The sequence below is a fragment of the Bacillus xiapuensis genome (genome assembly GCF_002797355.1).
Lineage (GTDB): Bacteria > Bacillota > Bacilli > Bacillales > Domibacillaceae > Bacillus_CE > Bacillus_CE xiapuensis.
Map to the genome: position 1 here is coordinate 1,461,238 of NZ_KZ454939.1, position 24,004 is coordinate 1,485,241.

The following is a 24,004-nucleotide window of genomic DNA, read 5'->3' on the forward strand; positions in this document are numbered from 1 at the left end:
CTAAAAGGGACGTCTTACGGCACCTCATATCCGCGATAAAGCCGCCGTCCTTCACCGGCCGACAAGCAAGCTGTTGCCGATTGTGAAGACAAATGCTACTGGAGCCTGGCCTGCAGTTCGCTTGACATGACATTTTTAACCGGGAAGGATTCTTTCAGCCGCTCGATTTGTTCAATGACTTCTTTGTACCATTCCTCATCTTCATATTCTTCTTGAAAATAGAGGCGGCTGTTCGGCGATTGCGCTAGGATTTGTATTTTCATTTTAAGAACCGTCCCTGCCGTGCTGTCTTCATCACCAATCAGCATACCTTTCGGGTAAGATTCTGATTGGCTGACCCATAATTGAGCTTTTGGATGGCTTTTGACAAAACGGATAACTTCAGAGATGGAGCTTGCCTGTTTCATTCTCTATCACCTCACTTATTATATACCTGCTTTGAATGAAGTTTAAAACCGAACATATGGCATCTGACTATAATGGAGGCTGCTTTTCAATTCTCTATAAAAAGTGACCTTGTTCCTTCCTCTCCGCGGATGAAAATGAAACTTCTGCTTCTATGCCCTGCTCTGGAAGGAGTTTTTTTGGCAGCTTACATGCGGGATAAAAATTCTGCTGAAATAAAGACCCTTCAATGCAAGAAGCCGCTTCTTCCATCCATTCAGCTATGCTGGCCAACATACTGAAAAAGAATCATCCCATTGCTGTTGCTGTGTCAATTTTATCTTGAATAGACACAACGTGAATTCCCTTTACTTTAAAGTGTTCCATAAGCTCAATTAAATGTTTTATACTCCGACTGACACAATCTAATTGATACAAAGGTTTCCTACCTTAACGTTGTAAACGTATAATCCTGATACTCCTCCTTAAAGAAAAGGTAGGAATAATGAAAAAACCTTAAAAGATAGATTATTCTATATATTTCCTCAATGGAGAAATTACGCTTCTATGCTCGGCATTTTCGCAATTGGCTGTGCAAGTAAGCTCTCTAGATAAGGGATGCTTGACATTAGGCTTCATAGAATGAAAGACTCGCTGCTCAAAAGAACTTTTGTCACTGAATTGTTGTTGACAAACTAGGAGACAACGAGAAGAATAAAGGCAAGACAACTAGATGGAGGCTAATGTCTAATGCGAGTTTTTGTGTTTATCATCGTGTTCTTCTCATTTTTTGATTTGTTTACGCAGTTGCCGATTATGAGCCCTTTTGCAAAGTCGCTTGGGGCTAAGCCTTTATTGATCGGACTCATCGTTGGCATTTATTCCCTTTCTAATACGGTCGGCAACGTATTATCCGGTTTTCTAACCGATAAGAAAGGCGCTTTTCGGATCGTAGTGGCGGGTCTTTTATTAACAGGACTATCGCTTTTCGGATATCGTCTGGCAGAAGATGCGTATACACTGATGGCGGTCCGGTTTATCCATGGATTAGTGGCCGGTTTAATTGTGCCGGCTGCATTCACCTACTTAGCCAATGCGGCCTCAGACAAAAACAAAGGAAAAAGCGCGGCGATCTCAGGGGCATTTATCGGAATGGCAGCGGTTATCGGCCCCGCTTTCAGCGGCATCGTCGCCAGCAGAACGAGCGAGGTGACCGTTTTAAGCTTCACAGCCTTTTGTATGCTGCTGTTAGCCTTAATTGCTTTCTTTTTATTAAGAAAGCAACCAAGTCTCCACCCGCAGGCCGTCTCTAAGCAAACGCTGCCCATCCGCTTGCTCTTTCAAAAGACAAATGTAGTCAAATCATTTATCGGAGCCTTTATGCTGATGTTTTCTCAAGGTGTTCTTGCCTATATGCTGCCGTTAAAAGTTACCGCTCTTGGTTGGGATGCACAAACGAGCGGCATGCTGCTGAGTACGTTTGGTATGACATCGATTCTGTTTTTTCTCCTTCCTACCAATCGATTATTTGACCGCGTCAAACCAGCCTGGACATTAGGAATGGGGATGACGGCGATGGGCGTCAGTTTAATTTTGCTTAGCCAGCTAAACAGCGCCTCCCTGCTCTACCTTTGCATGAACTTGTACGGCATTGGCTTCGCTCTGTTATTTCCGTCGCTCAATTCCTTGTTGGTGGACGCAATTGAGCCCGCTCATCGCGGTAAAGCCTACGGTTATTTCTATGCCTTTTTTTCATTGGGTGTTGTAGTCGGCTCTGGAATCACCGGACTATTCGCGCTCACACCTGTACAAGGCTTTCTTTTTACGGGCATTTTACTGATTATGGCTGCTGGCGGCAGTCTGTTGAAAGATCCCCCTGTCCTGAAAGAAAAACAATTTTATTAATCTAAAGAAGAAAGCTGCCTCTCTAACTTACTGGAGAGGCAGCTTTCTTATCAGCCATCAGACTATTCTAGCAAGAGGAGATTCACATAATCTACCACATGATCGGTTTGGCCACCATAAACCAAAGCATTAGCATCAGCAGCAGGATGTAAATCCATACCGACTGATGTAGTTTGTCCGCAAGCTTTTTCTTATCCGAATCGGGTTCATTCCATTTTTTTAGTGTGGGGGAAAAAGCGCGAGCAAGGAAAAACACTGAGCTAGCCATCACAAGCACAGTCATGACAATCCAGGAAGCTGTCCATGACCATGGGCCTTTTAAAATGAGTAAAATACCGGATGCTACCAGCACATGCCCGGCATGCTTCACCAGCCGAACCAAAAAAGTAAAGATGCTGAGATATGCAGCCTGGACTTCCGCTTGCACCTTGTATAATTGTCTGACAAGAGGAATCAATACGAAAAAAGGACCGATAGACAGCACCGCACTCATTACATGAATATAGACAAGGACCTGATAAAGGATGTCCACTGACTTACAACATCACTTTTGCACTTTGCGGAATTCATGAACCCATACCTGCATATGCGGAAGCCAAGGCATACCGGGATGCATCGCTAAAATCGCTTCTTTATACTCTTCTACGCTATTGTATCCTTCCTGTTTGGCGTGCTCATCTGTCAGTTCGCCAAGCGTCTGGCGATACACGTTTTCAACAACAAAGTTTGTTCCTTCCAAGGTCATCACCTCGCCGACATCTGCATATCGGCCATTGCGGCGAGTGGCTGTTTTTTGTCCGTTCAAAACTTTTTCAACATCTTCTTTCACTGTTACTAAGCGTTCGATCGTGCATGTTTTGGGAGGCAATTGCGCATGCTCATTCGCCATGTAAGTAACCACCTTTACAATATAGTCTTACTAATTATACTTTCTTTAAGAGAGAAAGCAAAGATCATCGGGTGAATATTCGCTTTTCCGGCCGACATCTGTTTTCAAATCCTTCCTATTGATGTATAATATTATTACATATCCGTACATTAAAAAAGGCCGCTTGAGATGCTGGACACATCACAAGCGGCGATACAATAGCTGGTTCCCTATGGGGATCGGCGCCAAGACGATCTAAAACCGCCCGAGCCGCCTATTACTCAAGGGCGGTTTTAGTTTTTCTTTGTTGACAGAATCAGCACCACGAGACCCGCAAATGAGATCATTAACGTTAATGCTTCAAACACTGTCATTCGGCACCACCTCCCTCCTGCTGTGAATACATAACCGGAGGAGCGCGCCGACCACCCTTGAGAAACCCAATCTATTGTTCTTTTATTATAACATAAGTCCAAACGTACGTTTCAGCAGCGGGCAGAATTCTTATGTAACCTTGAAGTGCTCTAATACCGGGCCTTATGGAGGAGCGATCTCGGGGAATAAATAACTTCTTTGTTCTACTATAAGGGGACTCTAAATTAAAAAGCCCAACATCTCTGCAAATAAAAATAGAGAAATTGAGCTTTTTGGTTACTTCATTCGTTTATTGAATTCATTAACTGGAAAAAATATTCAGGTTTATGAGTCTTATTTAGGTTATACCATGAATGTAATGTGTCTGGTGTAAATACATCTATTTTTTTTAGTACCTCCATTGCAAATTCCAAAGGAGCTATTCCTGAGGCAGTAACTAAATTCGCATCAGATACCGCAGATCCCAACTCATAGAACTTTTCTCCCTTATAATTTGGACATACCATTTTAGTATATTCTAAGTTATTACTTGTATGCTTTCTAGTATCTAAGTATCCCATATTCGCGAGGGCATCAGTTGCACCACAAATTGCAGCAACAATAGTGCCAAGCTTTAAAGCTTGGCCAATTCTTTCTAATATAGGCTGATGAACATCTTCCCTCCAAGTAGTCCCTCCTGGCAAAATGAAAAGATCTTTACTTTCAAGGGTACATTCATCTAGGGAAATATCCGGTATTATGCGCAGCCCGCCCATGGTAGTAATCATTTCTCTGTTAGCTCCCACTGTAGTTATTTTTAAAGGTGCTAGATCCTTCTTGAAATACCTTCCTGAGTTCAGTTCAGAAATTAAATAGCCGTATTCCCAGTCTGACATTGTATTAAATACATAAAGATAAACTTTTTTGGCTTGCATCTATTAACACTCCAATCACAATTGATATGGCCTATTATAAAATAACTTCCCTGACAGCTAACGTCAGGGAAGTTATCATCCTTGATAAAATTTTATTAATTCCGACAGAACTTCAACGAGTCTTTCCTTAAGGCTTATTGGTTGTATAACTTGAATAGATTTATCGTACGGTAAAAGTAGATAAGGTATATATGTATGGATCACATCTTTTTCAAGAAGAAATACTGCTTGATTTGAAGTCCGTTCTTGTAAATAATGTTCTAAAAACCAATGTTGGCAAATGTCATCTAACGCCCCCTTGTTTCCACTGATAACTAAAGGAGTGCTCCCTGTTTTATCTTCTATAGTTGGAAGGAGGTTTTTCATAAAAAAGTCACGTGCTGAAAAGTTTTCTGGCTGGTTAAACTTATTTTCGATTGGTCTTAGACTTTCCATTCGATCCACTCTAAAACTTCGGATATCCTTCCTAAGATGACAAAATCCAATCATATACCACTTATTATTCCAATAAATAATTCTGTACGGATCAAACAGCCTATACTTTGATTCTTCTTCTCCACTTTTACAGTATTGAATTTTTACAGTGTATCCGTCAGCTACGGCCTTCTCTAACTCTCTCAAGAAAGGTTTCACGGGAAAGGAATTTAATCGATTTATTACTTCAAGACTGGTTAAGTGTTGGTTTATCTTTGTTTCCTGCTCTTGATTTGAATATTTACTTAGCTTTGAAATAGCCCTATTTAGTGCTTCACCACCATAATATCCGGCTTCTTCTGCAAAAACAGCAGCATGATAAAGAGCGGTTTGCTCTTCCATATCAAAAAAAAGAGGAGCCTCAATAAAATGGGGCAATAAAGTGTATCCCCCGTTATGTCCTGGTTCGGAAATGATAGGTACGCCACTTGTTGAAAGTGTATCAATATAACGATAGACAGTCCTTATATTCATCTCTAACTTTTCTGAAATTTGTTTTGCAGTAATTTTTTTACCTGATCTAAGCATCCATAGAATTGCTAGTATATTGTCGATTTTAGGCATATAACTCTGCCTCCATATGGGAGATATTCCTTCCTTTATATAAATCACGATATGCTTCACCGCGTAATTCATTCTAACATGATTTTTATGATATTTTTTAATCGGCCTTTAAATTTTCCTTCTTTATCTCTAAAGCATAAAAGAAATGCTGAGCCATCGTAATAAGCCCAGCAGCTATTGTTACTATTGTACAGACAGCAGGGCTTTCGAAATTCCGATGAAGTATTCAGACTCGCGAATGATGTGATTAAGAACTGTTTTGGCTACTGGATTTTTTTGAACAGCCTTGCTTTTTTCTTTAATTTGACGGCAAAGTTCAATAAACTGTTCACTCTGCTGCATGCAAAATTCCGTGAGCTTTAACATTTCCTGATACAAAACTGCGGGAACGTAGCTTCCTGAACGAGTAATTGCTTCAATCAACCGAACAATCTTCTGGTGGGTTTCAGAAAAGGCTTCTTCCCATTTGTGTAATGCCTCTGTATACTTCTTCTCTAAATCAGGCAGCAGCTCACGAATCACAACGGTATGCTCTTCCTCTTGATGCTTCCAAAACTCCGCTTCGTCTAAAATGCGCAGCGGCATTTGCGGCCCATAATAAAATTGCATGCTCTTCCCTCCTATTAGTTGTCTGTCCACTTATAGGTATGTCCTTTTAAAAGGATTCATGACAGGTTCAACTAACGGATGGATTTCTGCGGAAGTGCAATGGGTCAGTATCTTGGGTAGCGGATTTATAGGAATAATGCGAGCGCATAATTAAGCAGTGATCGCTTAAACTAAGAAGGAATGCTGCTAGTAAAGGATGATGACAATGAATAAGAAAAAAGAAAAGCAAGCCATGCCCCATGAAGCAGAAAATAACCAGTCCGCTGCCGGCGAGGAAAGCGGATTAGCGCTGATTCAAGAACAAATCAGCGACGTTTATAACGAAGGAACCATGGATGAAGAACAGCAACATTGAAGCAAAAAAAAGAAAAGAGTGTTTAGCTCTTTTCTTTTTTTGCGCACAAGCAAGCTAAAGCTTACAAGCTGAATTTTTCTACAGTCTTCTCAAGACCTTCACATAATTGAAGCAGCCGCTTGTTCGATTCATTTATTTTGTTCATCGCCTCTTTTTGTTGGTCACAAGCGGCGGCTACTTGGCTCGCTTGATCGGCATTATTTTTTGAGATATCCGCCATGCTGTCCATGGAAGCCACGACCTCCTCTGAGCCGGCCGATAATTCCTCTGTAACAGCGGAAACTTCTTGAATGTGGTGATTTACCTCATGAATCGAACTTCTAATGTGCTGCAAGGACTCTCCTACATCCATCACAGTTTTTGTTCCGCTCTCCACCTTTTTCGTGCTGACATCCGCAAGCTGAATGACTTCATCCGTGACGGCTTGCAGCCCTCTCACCAATTCTGTGATGTGTTTAGCTGAAACCGTTGATTCTTCTGCGAGTTTTTTTACTTCATTGGCTACAACAGCAAAGCCCTTGCCATGATCACCTGCGCGAGCCGCTTCGATGGAGGCGTTTAATGCCAATAAATTCGTTTGCTCGGATATAGAAGAGATGACAGAAACCATTTCCTCAATGTTTTTGAATTTATCTCCAAGGTCCTTGATCTCTTCATTCGACTTAATCACGGATGCCTTTACATCATTAATTTCTGCTACGGCCGCTTTTGTTTGCGTATAACTGTTATCCACTAATTCGGTTACGCCGTTGCTTGTTTCAGCTATCGAAGAAGATGATTCCGCAATGCGCTGTACGCCAATCGCCATTTCTTCCATTGCTTGAGCGGATTCTGAATGATTAGTCATCTGTACTTGGCTGCCTTTTGCCATTTGATGCGCATGAGAAACGATCTCTTCATTCGCCGCCTTCACCGATTGCACCTCAGCGGCTAATTCTTTAGCTGAATTCATAAAGGCAGAGGATGAGGTGTAAATCGATTCTATCATCTTCTTTAAGTGCGATACGGTCGCGGTAAAATTAGCTGTGAAGGTTTGGATTTCATCTTCTTTTTTTATTTTAATCTCTGTCACGCTATTTAGCGCTTCTCCAATTCGCCCCTTTGCTAATTCATCTAAACCGGTATTTAACTTCGATAATGGCTGAAGTGAGCGGTTGATCGAATAGTAAAGAATGAAACAAGCGAGAAGAATAATGACGATCAGCAGGCCGATCATAAAGGGCAATGTTTGCTTTAATGTTTCAGACTGAATAGAATCAACCTGCTCAGCCGGAATATCGAGGCCCAGCACACCAATGACTTCCCCTTGCTCTGATGTAATCGGAACAAAAACAGATAAATATTTTCCAAATTCAGGATCATCGATAATCTCGGTAAATGCCGGCTTTCCTTCTAACGCCGGAGAAACCTGTTTGTTTGAAATAGCAGGCAAAAACTCTCCTAACTCCGTTGCATCTTTCTCTTCCCCATCGACTAATAATTGCACTTTATCATTTTCAATTCTTACCGTATATAGATACTTGGCGCCTATATGCTGCTTCAGCTCGTTCAGCTGTTTTCTGATAGCCCAGTATGTCTCATTTTTTTCTGGGTTCTCAGCGAATTTTTGGTAATCCTCCTTATCAATAAAGGAAGCTGCTTGTTCCCCTAAATGGATTCCTTGACTGCCGATCGTTTTCTCAATGGTGGAATTGGTATGCACCGAAAGAATCAGAACCGCAGCCGCCAATATCAGCAGGAGGATAGCGAATGTTACGGCTGTTAATCTGCGAGCGATAAGTGATCTTTTTTTCATTGAATACAGTGATTCTCCCTTCAGTAGTGTATCATCAATATTTCCGTAAGCTTATAGGCCATTATTTCCCCGGCAAGCGCAGAAACTGACATAAATCTGCTTTTGCTTCCAGGTTATAAGAAAAATGCTGGCGATTTTTAGACTCCTTGGAAATACTTTAATATTATAATGGAAAAAGGGCCGAGGAGGAACAAAAAATGGACATATGTGATAAGATAAAGATAGGTTTCTTGAAGGGAGTGTTTTCATGGCAAATACCCATGTATTTTCCCGCGGAGAGGAGATCGCTAACTCCATCACTCATGGGGTTGGAGCTGTTTTCAGCATCGCGGCTCTAACATTGCTGATCGCTTTGTCCAGCATTTATGGAAATGTGTGGCATGTGGTTAGCTTTATGGTTTTTGGTATTACCATGCTGCTGCTTTATTTATCCTCTACATTAGTGCACAGTTTCCCGCGGGGAAAGGTCAAAGATTTATTCGAAATTTTCGACCACTCGTCCATTTATTTATTTATCGCGGGCACCTATACGCCATTTCTGTTCTTAGCTGTCAAAGGAACTCTCGGATGGACATTATTTGGGGTCATTTGGGGGCTGGCACTGATCGGCACGGTCTTTAAATGCTTCTATGTAAAGAGATTTTTAAAAACATCTACTATATTATACGTTGTCATGGGCTGGCTGATTGTGTTTGCCTGGGAACCGCTCATACAAAATATTTCGTCAAACAGTGTTGTTTTGTTAGTTACTGGCGGCATTTTGTATACGATTGGAGCGGTATTCTATGTATGGAGAGGCTTTAAATTTCATCATATGATTTGGCATTTGTTTGTGTTAGCCGGAAGTGTTTCTCACTTCTTTTCCGTGCTTTACTTATTGCCAGGCATTTAAAAAAGAATCGCTCAACTGGCGATTCTTTTTTATCATTCTCAGCTGTTGCGCCACCATAAGCGCATGAACTGCTAATTAAATGAATAGGAGGATTCCACATGGAGCCAATAAAAGCGGAACAATTGACCTTTACTCAGGGCGTCAAAGACTGCATTCCCACATTATTGGGATACATCAGTATAGGCTTTGCAGCGGGGGTTATCGGAGTATCCTCCGGGCTTAGCATATTGGAAATTGCGCTTTTGTCCGCGCTTGTATACGCAGGTGCCGCTCAATTTATCATTTCCGGGATGCTGGCGACTTCAAGCGGGGCTGCTGCCATTATTTTCACAACTTTTATCATTAATTTACGTCATCTTTTATTAAGCGCTACACTAGCTCCTCACTTTTCTCAATATTCTGTATGGAAAAACATCGGGATAGGATCACTTGTGACCGATGAATCATTCGGGGTTGCCGCCAGCCGGATCTTTAGTGGAAAAGCGGTAAATGACCGCTGGATGAACGGATTGAACATCACCGCTTATGTCTCTTGGGTTGCATCCTGCATTCTTGGCGCGCTACTGGGCAAGTGGGTGCCGGATCCGGAAGCGTATGGATTGGATTTTGCTTTAACAGCGATGTTCATTGCTTTACTCGTTTTACAATTGGAGAGCCTCAAGCGGTCACAGGTAAAACATAACTTATTTTTAATGACTTCCATGGTCATCTGTATGTATGCTCTCTCTTTCTTCTTCTCCATTGATGTTGCTGTCATTCTTTCCACCTTAATTGTGGCAACGATTGGTGTGGTGACTCGACCATGACGGTTCATCCCTTTGTTTTATTAGTTATTATCGGCTGTGCGCTTGTGACGCTTGTCCCTAGAGTCGCTCCTTTCCTGATTGTCCGGAAGCTGCGCCTGCCTCAAGCGGTTATGACATGGCTTTCCTTCATCCCTGTTTGCATATTGACTGCACTCGTAATAGGAAGTGTGCTGACGAAAAATTCTGCCCAGCGGCCCAAGGTGGATTCAGAAACCTTTTTAGTCTTAATGCCCACTATACTTATCGCTTTATGGACGAAAAGCCTGCTGATAACTGTCATTTTTGGTGTGGCGGCGATGGCAGCTTTAAGAGCTTTCCTGTAAATATCTTCCCTAAAGGGAGGTCATATAAAAAGAGAACTCTATGGGAAATACGTCCAAAAGAGTTCTCTTTGTTAAATTGAATTCTATCCATGTTTACTTAGCCAGCTCGCTAGGCAGAATCCTTCCAAATATATAATGCATTCAGTAATTTTGTTTGAAATTTAATCATATGAACATTCTCCTTTCTTGTTTTTCATTTTTAGAACAGCCGTTGAATTTCGTCGGATTGTTTGTATTGCAATTCTTCATAAATCTCTTTCACGCGCTGTTCGTGAAAATAGTCTTCCATCGTTTTTTGACGTCTTTTAATCGTGATGGTGGCAAAAATCAGATTGATCGTCACTCGTACTCACCTCCCTTCAGAAAGCAAATCATGCTTCTGCCTAGGAAGTAACGGATGAAAGCTGGCCAAATGGTAAATGGCGGCTGGCGAAATAACGCCAGCCGCCTCTCTAAGTATATCCATTCCTTCAAATAAATAGCAACACTATTCTAAAAAAACAAAAAGGGGCATTTCGCTCATTTATAAAGGCTACAGAACATATGCTGCTAATGTCCGCTGTACTTCGAATATGCTGTTATCCTTCCTGAATTGTTTAGCGACCGGATTTTCCACACCAGAAATCCAAATTAACAATTCAGCTTCTAAATCAAATGTTCCAGCTGTTTCTACGCTGAAGTGAGTAATATTGCGATAAGGAATGGAGTGATATTCCATCTTTTTCCCTGTCATTCCCTGCTTGTCGATAAGGATTAACCGCTTATTGCTAAATACAATTAAATCGCGCAAAATTTGAAATGCCTTCTCTATCTGCTCTCCATCCGCTATAATCAATTTCAGCGTTTTTTCTACCTTTTTAATATCCGCTTCTGTGGCATTGCCAATTAATCCATCAAATAATCCCATTGATTTCACTCCTTATGCTGCTGTTGATTAAAATATATCTTCCAGAGCTTTTCTTAACAATCCTATGCTGCGGTCGAGATCTGTTTTTACTTGCTTTTTATATAGCTTTGCTTTTTCATAATCCGCAAATTGGTAAATGACCACTTCCTTGTATTTCGCCCCTTCTTGCAGCTTTTTATGCCTTTTCAAAATGCCGTCATCAATTAATTCGTGAAGGGATCGATAAATTTCTGAATGATTCGGTTCATACCCAAATTGTTTAAACGTCGCTTTTAATTCATCCATCGCTTGCATGCCATACAAACGATTTTCCTCAACAAAATGAATCATGAATAATTTCAAAAACGCCCGCTGCTTGATTAAAAATTTCCCTTCGCCCCTCGCCATAAGAGCTTCACCGTCCTTTAGATGCTTGTCGGAAGATTTTATATGTATATTGTAGCAAATATGGAGCGATGTAACTACTGTTTTTCATATTTTGAATTTTGCACATAGTGAAATAAGATCGAGCGAGCATCTTAGGCTTTACAGATGCTCGCTAGCTTTGTAAATATGGGGTGACTTTATGGATGACTTCTCGCAGCGCCGCAGCGTTTTGCTCATACATTTTCTTCGTTTTAGTACAATTGGTTGAAAGTGCAAATGACTCCATATCCGCCGCGAACTTTTTTAAATTCGCCAATAATAATGGTCTTTCTTGAGGTGTTGGTGTTTGCAGCTGATCATCGTATACATCAACATCAAGCTCTCCATAGGTATTCACTTGTCCGATAAATACATTCTCCAGAGAAACTCCCGCTGCCTCCAGCTGTTCATTGAGCCACTCTTTTGTCTTCCCGCTTTCAGCAAGCGAGTCCAAGAGCAATCGGCCGTCCATGATGATCGTATGGGGCTCTTTTTCGTTTAGTTGCGGAAGATTTAAATCTTTTCTCGTCAGCGGCTGTTTGTCTTTCTTTAATAAAGTGTTTAGGCTGCCGTCATGCTCTAAAACGGCATATTCCACATCGGTAATGGAAAAAATATTGTTTTTCCGCAAAAGCGACAGCAATTCATCAATCGTATATTTTTCCTTCTTTAAGTTCTCTTCCAGCACTTTTCCGTCTTTAATAAAAATGGTGGACGACCCTTCCACTACCCCGCGAAATGCCTTGCTTTTTAAAGCAAGATAACCCGCTAGCAGAGGAATCAGCCCCCAAATAACAATCGCCACTAATCCGTCTAAAACAGAACGTTCACGAACCAAGGATACTTCAGCAGCAATGCTGCCGATTGTAATGCCCGTGATATATTCAAAAAAGGACAATTGAGATATTTGCCGCTTGCCAATTAACTTCGTGATAATAAACAATACAATGAGAAAAGAAAGGGAGCGAAGTGTAACATCTAACCACTGTGGCATTCGTAATCTCCTTTACTTATGCTTAAAATCCTTGATATTGCGGCTCTGCCTTTTCCAGTTCATAGATCCGCTGATTCATTCGAGAAATCACGTCATGCAGTGTTTCCATGCTTTCGTGAAAGACTCTCTGCGACTCCTGATCCTGCGACAGCATAGCCAGCTTGCTGAACACAGCTTCCGCATGCTTTAAACCCGCTGTACACGTCTTTACATCAGATGCGACCGTCATAGGGAACCCTCCTTTAAGGCTGATATTCAATCGAAACCGCATGAGCAATGCACGGTATCGATTCATTTTGCTGGTAGGACAGCGGTGAAAGCAAAGCGCCGGTTGCTACTATAAGAATTCTTTTCAGCTCTCCCTTTTTCATGCGCTTCAGCAGATGACCGTACCCGACCACAGCCGAGCAGCCCGCTCCGCTCGCCCCTGAAAATACCGGCTGGCTGTCCTTATAAATCATGAGCCCGCAGTCTTGAAATTGCCTGTCCGTAATGGAAATCCCCCGCTCCGTCAGCATTTCAAAAGCAATTCTGCGTCCGATAGAACCTAAATCGCCGGTGACAATTAAATCATAATGCGCCGGATCGAGCTTTAAAGAAGTTAAGTGGCTGATAATCGTATCAACGGCTGCTGGGGCCATCGCTCCCCCCATATTGAAAGGGTCTGTTAATCCCATATCAATTACTTTCCCGATCGTGGCCGAAACCACCCTTGGACCATCCCCCTCCTGCGCCACAATGGCAGCGCCGGCTCCTGTTACCGTCCATTGTGAAGTAGGCGGCTTTTGGCCGCCATACTCAGTGGGATAACGAAATTGCTTCTCTACCGCTGCGTTGTGGCTGGAGGCAGCGGTTAAAATATAATGAGCCCCTTTGCTGTTAATAATGAAAGAGCTTAAAGCCAGACCCTCCATAGACGTTGAACAAGCGCCGAATAACCCGATATAAGGCACTCCAAGCGTTCTCGCCGAAAAGCTAGTCGGGGTGATTTGATTAATTAAATCTCCGCCGAAGAAAAATTCGATATCTTCCTTCTGCAATTTCGCTTTTTCAATTGCCCGGAAAGAAGCATCTTCAATTAACTTTTTATGGGCTTTTTCATATGTTTCCTGCCCTAGCCACAAGTCGCCATGAAGAACATCAAAATCTTCGGCGATCCGTCCATTTCCTTCAAACGGCCCCCCGACGGTTCCAGTAGAAATGATTACCGGCTTGTTCTCAAAGACCCATGTTCGCTTTCTTTCCACCCTATCCCGCACCTCCAGCACTTAATTCTTTAATTGTGAATTTTGCACATAATGCTTTTATTCACTTTTGTATTGCGGCTCCTCTTGTTCCACTTCGTTAATTCTTGGCTGCAGCGTATCAATCACCGTTTGTGTTTGGCTCGCTGCCGTTTGGAACAATTGCTTAGCTTGCTGGTTATCTGTCGCTAAAACGAAGCTTTCTAAGCTGGCTTGTGCGCTTTTCAATCCTGCCATCGTTGTTTTCAAATCGTTGATTACAGTCATGGTCAGTTCCTCCTTATGGTCAGTTCCCTACTAGTTTAAACAAACAGAGGCAATTTATTTTTGGAAATTTGCGGTATTTAACATGATAAATGATCATTTTTTGCTTCTTTTTTCATTCTGTATGCTAAAATATTTTAAATTGCCTATTTACATAACTGTGTACTGGAGGTAGCAAAATGTTCTTTCATGTAGCCAAAAGGATGGAACAATTTGGCCCGTCCATTTTTAGCGAATTAAAAGCTTATAAATTAAAAAAGCAGGAAGAAGGACAGACAATCATCGATTTAAGCTTAGGCAGTCCGGATTTGCCGCCAGCGGCTGCTGTTTGCGAAACATTATCAGAACTGGCGGGAGATTCCAGCCAATACGGTTACACTTTATCCGGCACGAAGGCATTTTACCAAGCGGTAGCTCACTATTACCGCCGCGTATATCATACTGCGCTTGACCCTGAAACGGAAATTGTCCATGCAATGGGCTCACAGGAAGGGCTTGTTCATTTGCCGCTTGTATTCGCCGATCCCGGCGATACAATTCTTGTTGCAGATCCGGGCTATACAGCTTATGAAACGGGCCTTGCTGTCGCGGGAGCCGAGCCCTACTTTATGTCTTTAACGAAGGAAAATAATTTCTTGCCGGATCTATCCGCCATTCCCGAGGAAGTGACCTATAAAGCGCGGATGATCATTTTGAATTATCCGGGCAATCCGATACCGGCAGTGGCTAACGAGGATTTCTTTCGGAAGGTCATCAATTTTGCCAAGAAATACAATATTGTTGTGCTTCACGATGCAGCTTATTCAGAATTTTACTTTGATAGTCAACGTCCATTAAGCTTTTTATCCGTTCCCGGAGCGAAGGAAGTCGGCATTGAAATTAATTCCTTGTCTAAAAGCTTCAGTTTAGCTGGAGCCAGAATTGCTTATATCGCCGGAAATGCGCACATGATTCGGCTGATTACTCAGCTCAAATCCAATTTAGATTATGGGGTGTTCGCTCCAATTCAGGCTGCGGGAATTGCCGCACTGAATCATGCTGAAGAAATCGGAAAAACGGTTAGAGCTGTGTTTGAACGCCGCCGCAACCGATTCGTCGATGAGCTGAGAAAAATTGGCTGGCTCGTCGATAAGCCATCAGGAGGGATGTTTCTTTGGGCAAAGATCCCGGAAGGCTGGTCGTCTAAAGAATTTTCCTTTACCTGCATTGACGAATCTGGTGTCGTAATGGTGCCTGGAGTGGCTTTTGGAAAAAACGGCGAAGGTTATGTAAGAATTGCCCTTGTTCATCCAGAGGAAGTCTTAGCCGAAGCCGCTCAAAGATTAGCCGCTGTCATTTCTGAAAGAGCATAAAAAATAAGCCGGGCTAGCCAATAAGAACAAAGGTCTTATTGGCTAGCCCGCTCTTTCGTTTAATTTAATTGATGCTTGGCGGCTAAAGAAGCCGGCGCCATGTTGATCATTTGCTGAACGATAAAGACAAAAACAGCCAAATCATCAACAATTCCAATGGCTGCAAAGAAATCAGGAATGAGATCAAACGGCAAAAGAAAGTATCCGGCAATAAATCCAACGGAAAGGGCCTTTTTCCCCCACGATACTTCACTGCTGATAAAGAAATCCTTTAAAAACGGAAGAAAACGCCGGATATTCAGCAGAAACCGCACCCGTTTCCATATCTTTTTCATCGTATACCTTTTAAGCTGATCAGCGGTTAGATAGTATGTTTAAAAGTATCATGGCTGTGAAAATTTTTCAAGTGAACGAATGTCAATCCTTTGCACAGCCGCCGGCATTCTATACAATGTATTTTAAATCCTTACACTTTTATATATAATAGGATGTGGATTTTTAACATTGCGAAAATTGAAGAGGGATGATATGAAAGAATCGAAAAGAATGAAATCCTTAAAGCTGTCGACTTTTCAGCTAATTGTAGTGCTGTATTTAACTGGAGCATTGTTATCGACCGGGCTGCTTCTGCTGCCGATAGGACATAAGCCGGGTGTCGATTTATCCTTAATAGATGCGTTGTTTGTTGCGGTCAGCGCGCTGAGCGTAACTGGGTTGTCGACGGTTGGAATTGTGGATACCTTTAACACGATCGGCTACTTCTTTATTTTATGTATTTTACAGGTCGGCGGAGTTGGGATTATGACATTAAGCTCGATTATTTGGCTTCTTGTCGGCAAAAGAATCGGCATGCGCGAGCGCCAGCTGATTATGGCTGATCAAAACCGAACAGATTTGGCGGGCCTTGTTAAGCTGATGCGGGAAATCTTTCTGTTGATTCTAGGCATTGAAGCCGCCGGCACGCTCATTTTAGGCATCTATCTCTTGCAATACTATCCGACAGCCAATGAAGCTTTTTTGCACGGTTTATTCGGTGCGATCAGCGCTACAACAAACGGAGGATTCGATATAACGGGCCAGTCCCTCCTTCCTTTTAAAGACGATTATTTTGTTCAATTTATTAATATGATTCTGATCGTCCTTGGAGCGATTGGTTTTCCTGTTCTCGTGGAAATTAAAGACTATTTAACGTACAGAGGCCCGCATAAATATTGCTTTTCCTTATTTACAAAGTTGACAACCACAGTCTATGGCATTTTAGCCGTACTGGGAGCGCTCGGTATTTATTTTCTTGACCGAACTCACTTTTTTGCGGACAAATCATGGCATGAATCTTTCTTCTATGCTGCTTTTCAGTCGATTGCAGCTAGAAGCGCAGGCTTAACAACACTTGACTTAAATGAATTCTCAATGTCTACATTGCTCTTTATCTCGACTCTCATGTTTATTGGCGCTTCTCCAAGCAGTGTCGGCGGCGGTTTGCGCACAACGACATTTGCAATCGCCATGCTTAGCGTATATTTTTTTGCTCGAGGAAAAAATACGATTAAGATCTTCAAGCGGGAAGTGCATCCAATCGACATTCAGCGAGCTTTTGTTGTCGTGTCGACCGGCTTTTTCATCTGGGGAGGATCCATTATCTTTCTTTCTTTTTTAGAACCTGGTTTGCCGATTGTCAAGATTATCTATGAAGTCTCTTCAGCTTTCGGCACCACGGGTTCTTCCCTCGGAATCACTGCTGATTTGGGAGTTCCCGCCAAGCTGCTGCTTATTGCGCTCATGTTTATCGGACGCATCGGTCTGTTTTCTCTGCTGTTTATCATTCGCGGTCGAGAAATTAAAGAAAGCTTCCATTACCCGAGAGAACGGATTTTAATTGGATAAAAAAAGTGAGGATCTGCGCGCAGATCCTCACTTTTTTATTGACAGCTAAACAAACTGAATTCCGTTTATCCGATAGATATTTGAATTTTGCACATGATAAATATTGCTTATAATCTCATTTGCTAGTTATATATGAGCGGAAACAGCCATGGCAGCAATACAGAGGTCAGAATGGCGGCAAATCCCATCGCCGCGCCAGAGACAGCTCCTTGCAATGCACCTTCCGCTACCGCTTGAGAAGTACCGATTCCGTGAGACACCGTTCCGATCGACATTCCTCTAGAGAAAGGATCACTGATGTGCGCGGCTGTTAACACCCAAGGGCCAAACATGGCACCAAACATCCCGGCTACCATAACGAAAGCAGCTGATAGTGCCGGATCTCCGCCAATTAGGCGTGAGATTTCAATTGCAACCGGCGTAGTCACTGCTTTCGCTGCGGCTGCAGCAGCAACCGTTTCTGACAGTCCAAATGCTTTGACAAGCCATACAGCTGAAGTGATCGTCGCGACGGTTCCAGTTGTCAGTCCGATTAAAGCCGGCAGCATTCTGGAATACAGCACAGCACGGTTATGATAGAGAGGAACGGCGAGCGCTACGGTAGCAGGACCAAGCAAATAGATCATGATCTCTTTTGCCGGCGTATATTCCTCATAGGAGATTCCGCAAGCAATCAGCAGAAGTATTAAAACGGCCGTACTAGTAAATACCGGTGTCGTCAGCACAGAGGGCATCCGAATCGCTAATCGGCGAGCCAGCATATATACCATGATGGTCGCCCCGATGCTAAATGCTGTGGTGCTGCTCATTGCGAACCACTTCCTTCTCCGCTCGTTTTGCAAGAGTTTGTGTAACGCCGCCCGTAATGACTAAGCCAATCAGGGAGCTGCCAAAGACCACTGCAGCAAGTGCCAGGCCGCTTTTGACAATTAGTTCGCCGTACATCATTAATCCCACAGCAATCGGGATAAAAAAGAAGGTAAGATGTTTATTTAAAAATGCAGCGCCTCTTTCCACCCACTCAACCTTTATCACCTTCGTAACTAAAAGCATAAACAAAAGAAGCATCCCCAAAACATTTCCCGGGAGCGGCAGCTGCCAAAGATCGGCAAGCCAATAGCCGAATCGGTTGATTCCCCATAAAATAACGATTTGTATACTGAACAAGCATCCTTCTTTCATCAAAAAGCTCCTTTCAAGCCGCCATTCCTCTCTATTAATCGCTTGATAAAATTGGATTCGGCAATTATGCTCAAGCGCCGCAAGGCTTATAAACCCTCCCTCTTCCGTTTTACTTAAAGGATATGAAAAAATAGCGCCGGCAAGACCTGAAAGTGCTAGCCTTCGGATTTCGCAGAATTAGAACAAATGCACGGGAATGGAACTCTAAATGTTCAATCAGAGCATCAGACTTATCAATTGATGAAAGAAATCCATTTTAGAGATTAGAATTTTTGAGACTGGGCTCCTCTCTTTCAAAATGGCAAGGACCCCCTTCTCTTTCCGCTTATATTCCGGTAGGCCCCCCTGCCCTCTTTAAAGAACGCAGACATCCCATTAGGCCACAGGACATTCAATTGAAACCGATAACGCCGGCGGCCAGCGGGCACTTCACCGATTATGTCATGCTGAAATCGCATGTTTTTGTTATAGCGCATTGCTATAAAAACCAGCGATTTCAGCATCCGGCGGCGTCTGCCTATTTTCCCGTCAGAACAGCTCCATTTTGTCTTTTGAAAAAACCATTCTCCGTTTCCTCCTCTCAATTCACGAAACGGCCCGTCTTCCCCTCTGATTTCCAGTAATCATTGCGAAGTTGGACTTTCTGAATTTTTCCGGAAGCTGTTTTCGGCAGTTCTTCAACAAAGCTCACCCCTGTGACCGCTTTGAAGTGAGCAAGATGATTCCGGCAATATAGAATCAGCTCGTGTTCCGTTAGCTTAGCTTCCGGGCGTCTGACCACGAAAGCATGCGGCGTTTCTCCCCATTTTTCATGGGGAACGGCAAGCACTGCTGCTTCTAATACGTCTGGATGATTATACAGCACTCCTTCCACCTCAATGGATGAAATGTTTTCGCCTCCGCTAATAATGATATCTTTTTTTCGGTCGACAATATCGATATGTCCATATGCGTCCACTGTTCCCATATCTCCTGTGTGAAGCCAGCCGTTTCTCAAAGCCTCCATTGTCGCTTCCTCATTTTTCCAATACCCTTTCATCACCCCGTTGCTGCGGACAACCACTTCTCCGATTTCCCGACCATTATGCGCTACTTCCTCTCCAAGTTCGTCCACGACCTTCACTTGGCATCCGATCATAGCATAGCCGGCTTTTGCTTTCATGCGATATTGCTCCTCCATAGAATGGTCTAAAAAAGAGGATTGGATGGAAGAACACAAACTAAGAGGCGAGGATTCTGTCATTCCATACACTTGAAGAAACTCCCACCCAAGTTCTTCTTCTACCCGCTTCACAAAGGAAGGCGGCGGAGCAGAGCCGGCAATCACGACGCGAATCTCCTGTTTAATCTGTGGTTTGTTTTCATCGTAGTACTGCAAAAGATAATTTAATACAGTGGGGGCCATATGCATGACCGTCACACCATGTGCGAGCACCGCTTTGAAAATCGCCTCCGGGTTTATCGTTCTTAAGCATATGTGAGTGGCGCCGTTTGCTGTATAGTAAAAAGGGGAACCCCAGCCATTGACATGGAACAAAGGCAGCACATGCAAATAAACGTCACGATCAGACACGCGCAGGGTATGCATAGCCGACATCGCATGGATATAATTATTTCTATGGGTGAGCATGACCCCTTTCGGATTGCCTGTTGTTCCGCTTGTGTATAAAAGGCTGGCTACATCATTTTCCTCCAGCTCCGTCCGTTCGAAAGCGGTTTCAGAAAATCGCTCAAGCCATTCATCATATCCGATCGCTTTTGTATGCTTATCTTTATAATGAACGATGATATGCTCGACGGTCGCAAGCTGATCTCTAACCGGTTCTATAAGCGGATACAGCGTTTGGTCGATCAGCAATATTTTCGATTCACTGTGATTGAGCATAAATGCATAATCTTCAGGCTTTAAACGGATATTTAACGGAACCATTACAGCCCCCAGCTGATAGATTCCATAAAATCCTTCGAGCATTTCCAGTGAATTAGGAGCAAGGTAGGCTACTTTATCCCCTTTTTTAACGCCAAGCTCTGCTAAGCCGCGCGAAAGCTGATTAATTCTTGCATTCAGTTCATGGTATGTAAACATCCGATCTTCAGTAATAACAGCTGTTTTCTCTCCATAGTAAGTAACAGCCCGATCCAAAAACTGTGGCAGCACCAAAGGCACGTTCATCTTCCATCCCCCTCATTTGGTCGAATTTTTTAAAAATTCCAACAAACAAATCATATCATAATAATGAACGAACATTCAATATGCTTTTCTTGAATATGGAAGGAAAGGCCTTCATACAGCCGGCGTTCTATCATCCCCAATTTGATAATAAAAAAACGAAGGCCGCCATTGCAGCGCCTATGTGACTTGCACTGCATCGTGCAGACCGGAACATGGTCACCCTCCTTGAAAACAAAAAAAGTTAAACCCAAGAATGCGCTAAAACTAGCATTCTTGGGTTGCTCATTTGAATGTGCTTAATTCAAAATGGATCTTTTAGACAGTCCCGCGATCAATGATTGATCCTCTCTTCAACCAATGGAGAAGCAAATTCGACTTCAAAGCCCATTTCTTTAATCATTTTATGATCAGCTGTCGTTTCTTGACCCGCAGTCGTTAAATAATCTCCGACAAAGATGGAATTGGCTGGATAAAGGCCGAGCGGCTGCAGGGAGCCCAAATTCACTTCACGCCCGCCAGAAATCCGAATTTCTTTTGCAGGGTTGATAAAGCGGAATAAACAGAGAACTTTTAGACAATAGCGAGGGGTTAATTCATGAGTTCCCTCTAGCGGAGTCCCATCAATCGCATGCAAAAAATTAACGGGAATGGAGTCGGCATCTAAAGCCTTCAAGCTGCGGGCCATCGTGATGACATCTTCTTTTTTCTCTTTCATGCCGACAATCACTCCCGAGCAAGGGGAGATACCTGATTTTTTAACTTTCTCAATCGTCGCAACACGGTCATCATATGTATGAGTGGTCGTGATTTGCTCATGATGGTTCGCCGATGTATTAATGTTATGGTTGTAGCGGTCAACCCCTGCCGCTTTCAGTTTCTCTGCTTGATCAGGCTTTAATAATCCTAAACAAGCGCATATTTTTAATGGATACTTTTCTTTTATCTCCCGCACTGCTTCCGTGACTTGTTCCAGTTCTTTATCGCTCGGTCCGCGCCCGCTGGCAACAATACAATAAGTCCCTGCTTGCAAAGCAGAGGCTTGCTTCGCCCCGGAAAGAATCTCTTCCTTCCCCATCATCCTGTACTTTTCGATTGGTGCGGATGATCGGATCGACTGTGAGCAATAGCCACAGTTTTCAGGACAAAGACCTGATTTCGTATTAATGATCATATTTAACTTCACTTTATTTCCATAATAATGACGGCGGATCCGGTAGGACGCCTGCAATAAATTCAGCAGCTCATCATTCGGGCAATTCAAAATAGACATCGCTTGTTCATCCGTTATTTCCTCTCCTGCAAGCACGCTGTCTGCTAATTCATTCCAATTGATCACAGGACTCTCCCCTTTTTGTTTGATTTAACGATCTTCTTAAATATAAAAGAAAAGGAGTTTTTCAGTCAACTTATTTTTCTTTTTAGTTTACTTATTTGTGATCTTTCCTGAACAGCAATTTATAAAATGCCCCTTCAAACAGAGGGTTTTCTTTCGCTGGCATATTGCCCTCCTGCCGCATTTTACAGGCGGGATGAAAAAGGCAGCTGCTTTTGTTTTATGAGCAGATAATAATGAACGGGACCATCTTCTTGCTTCACTAGCTTAACAGCGGCATATCCGCGGGCAAATAGCGCGGTAAATAGCTTTCGGTATTTCAGCTTCCAATCCAGAGCCGCTTGCGGATGCTGCTGCCTTAATTCCTGAAATTTTTTCGGAACGGGTACCAGCCATTTTTCCGGTTCGCTGGTAAAGGATGAGATTGAAAGCAGCAGGGCGCCTTCTGAGGATACCGACCATTCGCCAGCCCGCTTTGCTCCTTCCTCACTCCATTCGTTTTCCTGATCAACATAAGTTTCATTGATGGGCCACTCTACTTGAAAGCGGTCTGTAGGCATGTTTTTACTGAAGCTGTCGGGCATGTTCCCGTAGCAATTCTCTATGTATGTGCGGCAGATGCCTTTTAATTTCGTTAAATTTAAATAGGCATTGACACTTTCAAGAGGATCATAGGTCCAGGTAATGAATGTGTACCCCAGCTTTAATGCTTCTCTTCGCTGCACTTTCTTCAGGGCATCCCCAATTCCTTGCTTTTGATAATCGGGGTGAATGCCCAGGTTATGAGAGCATAAATAACTTTTTCCCTGTTTGAAGCCGGCAAAGCTATAGCTGAAGCCGATTAATCTATCCCCTTGAAAAGCACCTATAGCTAATCCGCCGTTTTTGTGGGCGATCATCGTTTGGTTTTCAGGAATCGGTTCGATGTTCCAAATAAGACGCTCCAGATCTGACATCTTTTTAAAATCTTCATAGGTTTCCAATAAACGAATGGTATAATTCTGCGTCATGCTGATCTCCTTTACTCATCATGTTTTTGTTTTATATTATATAAGATAGAAAAAAGAATCAGCCAGTTTTTCTTGCGCTTTTTGTTTGTTTGAACTCCCTGTCATTTTAAGGTATACTCATTTTAGTTTTATAAGCAGTTTTTGTGTCTTTGACATGTAGGAGGAGCTTTACGTTGAAAAAAACATCATTATTAGCAGCTTTTATGCTGACATCCGTTTTCATTCTATCCGGCTGTCAGAGCGCTGAAGAAGAAGGGCATTTCTTTCATGATTATTTAGTGAATCCTTTTGTCCAGCTCATTCACTCTCTAGGCGAAATGTTAGGAAACTACGGATATGCGATTATTGTGATTACTTTAGCCGTTCGCTTAATTTTGCTTCCGCTTATGCTCAACTCTATGAAAAAACAACAGATCATGAGAGAGAAGATGGAGGTCGTTAAGCCTGAAATGGAGGAAATCCAAAAACGGCTGAAAGCGGCAAAAAATCAAGAAGAACAGCGAAAAATCCAGCAAGAAATGTTCGCGCTTTATCAAAAGCATAATATTAATCCGCTTGCCATGGGCTGCCTGCCGATCTTTTTGCAGATGCCGATCTGGATGGGGCTTTTTTATGCCATCAGAATTTCCGAAGATATTCAAACAGCTAACTTTCTGTGGTTTGAACTTGGGCAGCCGGATTTGACGATGGCTCTGATTGCCGGAGTCATGTATTTCTTCCAATTTAAGGTCTCGATGATCAATGTTACCGAGCAGCAACAGCAGCAAATGAAAATCATCGGCCTGCTGTCACCGGTAATGATTCTTGTATTTTCTTTAACTACTCCTGCTGCTCTTCCTCTCTATTGGGCAGTCAGCGGTCTGTTTTTAATCGGGCAAACATGGCTGAGCAAGAAATGGTACTCCACCCACCAGCCGACAGAAAGCAAATAATGAACCAGCCGGGAGCTTTTTATAGCTCCCTTTTTAATATCCGTGCACTTCCTCCTCCAA

The 24,004-nt window shown here is 42.8% G+C and carries 30 protein-coding genes and 1 pseudogene; 8 read left to right on the forward strand and 23 right to left on the reverse strand.

The genetic code is table 11. The annotated features are described in order from the left end of the window. Nucleotides 1-95: 95 nt before the first annotated feature. The 3 genes and pseudogenes from CEF20_RS07230 to CEF20_RS17300 all read right to left on the reverse strand — a co-directional run. Complete coding sequence (locus CEF20_RS07230; protein WP_100331171.1) at nucleotides 96-407, reverse strand: hypothetical protein; 312 nt, start codon at nucleotides 405-407, stop codon at nucleotides 96-98. A gap of 94 nt (nucleotides 408-501) precedes the next feature. Beyond that, a complete protein-coding gene (locus tag CEF20_RS17050; protein ID WP_232713394.1) occupies nucleotides 502-657 on the reverse strand; it encodes a hypothetical protein in 156 nt (51 codons plus the stop codon). Nucleotides 658-696: 39 nt separating this feature from the next. Then, nucleotides 697-822 (reverse strand): annotated as a pseudogene (locus tag CEF20_RS17300) (recombinase family protein); the annotation flags it as partial. 312 nt (nucleotides 823-1,134) lie between these two features. Between CEF20_RS17300 and CEF20_RS07245 the strand changes: the two are divergent. Then, nucleotides 1,135-2,289: an MFS transporter gene (locus CEF20_RS07245; RefSeq protein ID WP_100331174.1), complete on the forward strand. Its 1,155-nt coding sequence runs from the start codon at nucleotides 1,135-1,137 to the stop codon at nucleotides 2,287-2,289. 91 nt (nucleotides 2,290-2,380) lie between these two features. Here the strand turns inward: CEF20_RS07245 and CEF20_RS07250 are convergent, their stop codons facing one another. The 6 genes from CEF20_RS07250 to CEF20_RS07270 form a co-directional block, all read right to left on the reverse strand. Continuing rightward, nucleotides 2,381-2,815: a hypothetical protein gene (locus tag CEF20_RS07250; RefSeq protein ID WP_198508503.1), complete on the reverse strand. Its 435-nt coding sequence runs from the start codon at nucleotides 2,813-2,815 to the stop codon at nucleotides 2,381-2,383. 18 nt (nucleotides 2,816-2,833) lie between these two features. Continuing rightward, the gene (locus CEF20_RS07255) at nucleotides 2,834-3,178 is read right to left on the reverse strand and encodes an ASCH domain-containing protein (protein ID WP_100331176.1); all 345 of its coding nucleotides are present in this window, start codon (nucleotides 3,176-3,178) and stop codon (nucleotides 2,834-2,836) included. 272 nt (nucleotides 3,179-3,450) lie between these two features. Then, nucleotides 3,451-3,531, reverse strand: a complete 81-nt coding sequence (locus CEF20_RS17490) for a putative holin-like toxin (protein WP_408607807.1) — start codon at nucleotides 3,529-3,531, stop codon at nucleotides 3,451-3,453. Nucleotides 3,532-3,813: 282 nt separating this feature from the next. Next, complete coding sequence (locus CEF20_RS07260; RefSeq protein ID WP_100331177.1) at nucleotides 3,814-4,446, reverse strand: type 1 glutamine amidotransferase family protein; 633 nt, start codon at nucleotides 4,444-4,446, stop codon at nucleotides 3,814-3,816. 75 nt (nucleotides 4,447-4,521) lie between these two features. Beyond that, nucleotides 4,522-5,484, reverse strand: coding sequence for a helix-turn-helix transcriptional regulator (locus CEF20_RS07265; RefSeq protein ID WP_100331178.1), 963 nt, complete (start codon nucleotides 5,482-5,484; stop codon nucleotides 4,522-4,524). Between the two features lie 183 nt (nucleotides 5,485-5,667). Continuing rightward, the gene (locus CEF20_RS07270) at nucleotides 5,668-6,093 is read right to left on the reverse strand and encodes a DUF2935 domain-containing protein (protein WP_100331179.1); all 426 of its coding nucleotides are present in this window, start codon (nucleotides 6,091-6,093) and stop codon (nucleotides 5,668-5,670) included. Nucleotides 6,094-6,298: 205 nt separating this feature from the next. On the opposite strand from CEF20_RS07270, the gene CEF20_RS07275 reads away from it, so the two are divergent. After that, nucleotides 6,299-6,448: a YozQ family protein gene (locus tag CEF20_RS07275; RefSeq protein WP_157796215.1), complete on the forward strand. Its 150-nt coding sequence runs from the start codon at nucleotides 6,299-6,301 to the stop codon at nucleotides 6,446-6,448. A 61-nt stretch (nucleotides 6,449-6,509) separates the two neighbouring features. Here CEF20_RS07275 and CEF20_RS07280 read toward each other — a convergent pair whose 3' ends face one another. Then, complete coding sequence (locus CEF20_RS07280; RefSeq protein WP_100331181.1) at nucleotides 6,510-8,243, reverse strand: methyl-accepting chemotaxis protein; 1,734 nt, start codon at nucleotides 8,241-8,243, stop codon at nucleotides 6,510-6,512. 247 nt (nucleotides 8,244-8,490) lie between these two features. On the opposite strand from CEF20_RS07280, the gene trhA reads away from it, so the two are divergent. From trhA to CEF20_RS07295, 3 genes are all read left to right on the forward strand, one after another. Beyond that, complete coding sequence (trhA, locus tag CEF20_RS07285; RefSeq protein WP_100331182.1) at nucleotides 8,491-9,135, forward strand: PAQR family membrane homeostasis protein TrhA; 645 nt, start codon at nucleotides 8,491-8,493, stop codon at nucleotides 9,133-9,135. 98 nt (nucleotides 9,136-9,233) lie between these two features. Continuing rightward, complete coding sequence (locus CEF20_RS07290; RefSeq protein WP_100331183.1) at nucleotides 9,234-9,941, forward strand: AzlC family ABC transporter permease; 708 nt, start codon at nucleotides 9,234-9,236, stop codon at nucleotides 9,939-9,941. Continuing rightward, complete coding sequence (locus tag CEF20_RS07295) at nucleotides 9,938-10,264, forward strand: AzlD domain-containing protein (RefSeq protein WP_100331184.1); 327 nt, start codon at nucleotides 9,938-9,940, stop codon at nucleotides 10,262-10,264. The genes CEF20_RS07290 and CEF20_RS07295 overlap by 4 nt, the downstream gene beginning before the upstream one ends. A 199-nt stretch (nucleotides 10,265-10,463) precedes the next feature. Here CEF20_RS07295 and CEF20_RS07300 read toward each other — a convergent pair whose 3' ends face one another. From CEF20_RS07300 to CEF20_RS07330, 7 genes are all read right to left on the reverse strand, one after another. Next, on the reverse strand, nucleotides 10,464-10,607 hold the full coding sequence (locus CEF20_RS07300) for a YrzI family small protein (protein ID WP_100331185.1): 144 nt from the start codon (nucleotides 10,605-10,607) through the stop codon (nucleotides 10,464-10,466). Nucleotides 10,608-10,796: 189 nt separating this feature from the next. Further along, entirely contained in the window at nucleotides 10,797-11,171 is a 375-nt protein-coding gene (locus tag CEF20_RS07305) for a PH domain-containing protein (RefSeq protein ID WP_100331186.1), read from the reverse strand. 27 nt (nucleotides 11,172-11,198) lie between these two features. Beyond that, nucleotides 11,199-11,558 (reverse strand): replication termination protein, encoded by a 360-nt coding sequence (locus CEF20_RS07310; protein WP_100331187.1) that lies wholly within the window; start codon nucleotides 11,556-11,558, stop codon nucleotides 11,199-11,201. A gap of 151 nt (nucleotides 11,559-11,709) precedes the next feature. Continuing rightward, nucleotides 11,710-12,570 (reverse strand): DUF421 domain-containing protein, encoded by an 861-nt coding sequence (locus tag CEF20_RS07315; RefSeq protein WP_100331188.1) that lies wholly within the window; start codon nucleotides 12,568-12,570, stop codon nucleotides 11,710-11,712. 22 nt (nucleotides 12,571-12,592) lie between these two features. Continuing rightward, entirely contained in the window at nucleotides 12,593-12,799 is a 207-nt protein-coding gene (locus CEF20_RS07320; protein ID WP_100331189.1) for a DUF1657 domain-containing protein, read from the reverse strand. Nucleotides 12,800-12,812: 13 nt separating this feature from the next. Next, a complete protein-coding gene (spoVAD, locus tag CEF20_RS07325) occupies nucleotides 12,813-13,817 on the reverse strand; it encodes a stage V sporulation protein AD (RefSeq protein ID WP_100331190.1) in 1,005 nt (334 codons plus the stop codon). 57 nt (nucleotides 13,818-13,874) lie between these two features. Next, on the reverse strand, nucleotides 13,875-14,081 hold the full coding sequence (locus CEF20_RS07330; protein ID WP_100331191.1) for a DUF1657 domain-containing protein: 207 nt from the start codon (nucleotides 14,079-14,081) through the stop codon (nucleotides 13,875-13,877). Nucleotides 14,082-14,257: 176 nt separating this feature from the next. Between CEF20_RS07330 and CEF20_RS07335 the strand changes: the two genes are divergently transcribed. Beyond that, nucleotides 14,258-15,430, forward strand: a complete 1,173-nt coding sequence (locus CEF20_RS07335) for an LL-diaminopimelate aminotransferase (protein ID WP_100331192.1) — start codon at nucleotides 14,258-14,260, stop codon at nucleotides 15,428-15,430. A 59-nt stretch (nucleotides 15,431-15,489) separates the two neighbouring features. On the opposite strand, the gene CEF20_RS07340 is transcribed toward CEF20_RS07335, so the two are convergent. Then, nucleotides 15,490-15,765, reverse strand: coding sequence for a YkvA family protein (locus CEF20_RS07340; RefSeq protein ID WP_100331193.1), 276 nt, complete (start codon nucleotides 15,763-15,765; stop codon nucleotides 15,490-15,492). A 193-nt stretch (nucleotides 15,766-15,958) separates the two neighbouring features. On the opposite strand from CEF20_RS07340, the gene CEF20_RS07345 reads away from it, so the two are divergent. Further along, a complete protein-coding gene (locus tag CEF20_RS07345; protein WP_198508475.1) occupies nucleotides 15,959-17,314 on the forward strand; it encodes a TrkH family potassium uptake protein in 1,356 nt (451 codons plus the stop codon). A gap of 122 nt (nucleotides 17,315-17,436) precedes the next feature. On the opposite strand, the gene CEF20_RS07350 is transcribed toward CEF20_RS07345, so the two are convergent. From CEF20_RS07350 to CEF20_RS07375, 5 genes are all read right to left on the reverse strand, one after another. Then, nucleotides 17,437-18,123: an LrgB family protein gene (locus tag CEF20_RS07350; RefSeq protein ID WP_100331194.1), complete on the reverse strand. Its 687-nt coding sequence runs from the start codon at nucleotides 18,121-18,123 to the stop codon at nucleotides 17,437-17,439. Next, the gene (locus CEF20_RS07355) at nucleotides 18,101-18,496 is read right to left on the reverse strand and encodes a CidA/LrgA family protein (protein WP_100331195.1); all 396 of its coding nucleotides are present in this window, start codon (nucleotides 18,494-18,496) and stop codon (nucleotides 18,101-18,103) included. Before CEF20_RS07355 ends, CEF20_RS07350 begins: the two co-directional genes overlap by 23 nt. 580 nt (nucleotides 18,497-19,076) lie before the next feature. After that, nucleotides 19,077-20,669: a long-chain-fatty-acid--CoA ligase gene (locus CEF20_RS07365; protein WP_100331197.1), complete on the reverse strand. Its 1,593-nt coding sequence runs from the start codon at nucleotides 20,667-20,669 to the stop codon at nucleotides 19,077-19,079. Between the two features lie 331 nt (nucleotides 20,670-21,000). Continuing rightward, entirely contained in the window at nucleotides 21,001-22,005 is a 1,005-nt protein-coding gene (gene bioB, locus CEF20_RS07370; protein WP_198508476.1) for a biotin synthase BioB, read from the reverse strand. Between the two features lie 182 nt (nucleotides 22,006-22,187). Continuing rightward, complete coding sequence (locus CEF20_RS07375) at nucleotides 22,188-23,012, reverse strand: GNAT family N-acetyltransferase (protein ID WP_232713395.1); 825 nt, start codon at nucleotides 23,010-23,012, stop codon at nucleotides 22,188-22,190. Nucleotides 23,013-23,215: 203 nt separating this feature from the next. Here CEF20_RS07375 and yidC point away from each other — a divergent pair, with 203 nt between their 5' ends. Continuing rightward, nucleotides 23,216-23,944: a membrane protein insertase YidC gene (gene yidC / locus CEF20_RS07380; RefSeq protein WP_100332039.1), complete on the forward strand. Its 729-nt coding sequence runs from the start codon at nucleotides 23,216-23,218 to the stop codon at nucleotides 23,942-23,944. The last annotated feature ends 60 nt before the right edge of the window (nucleotides 23,945-24,004 follow it).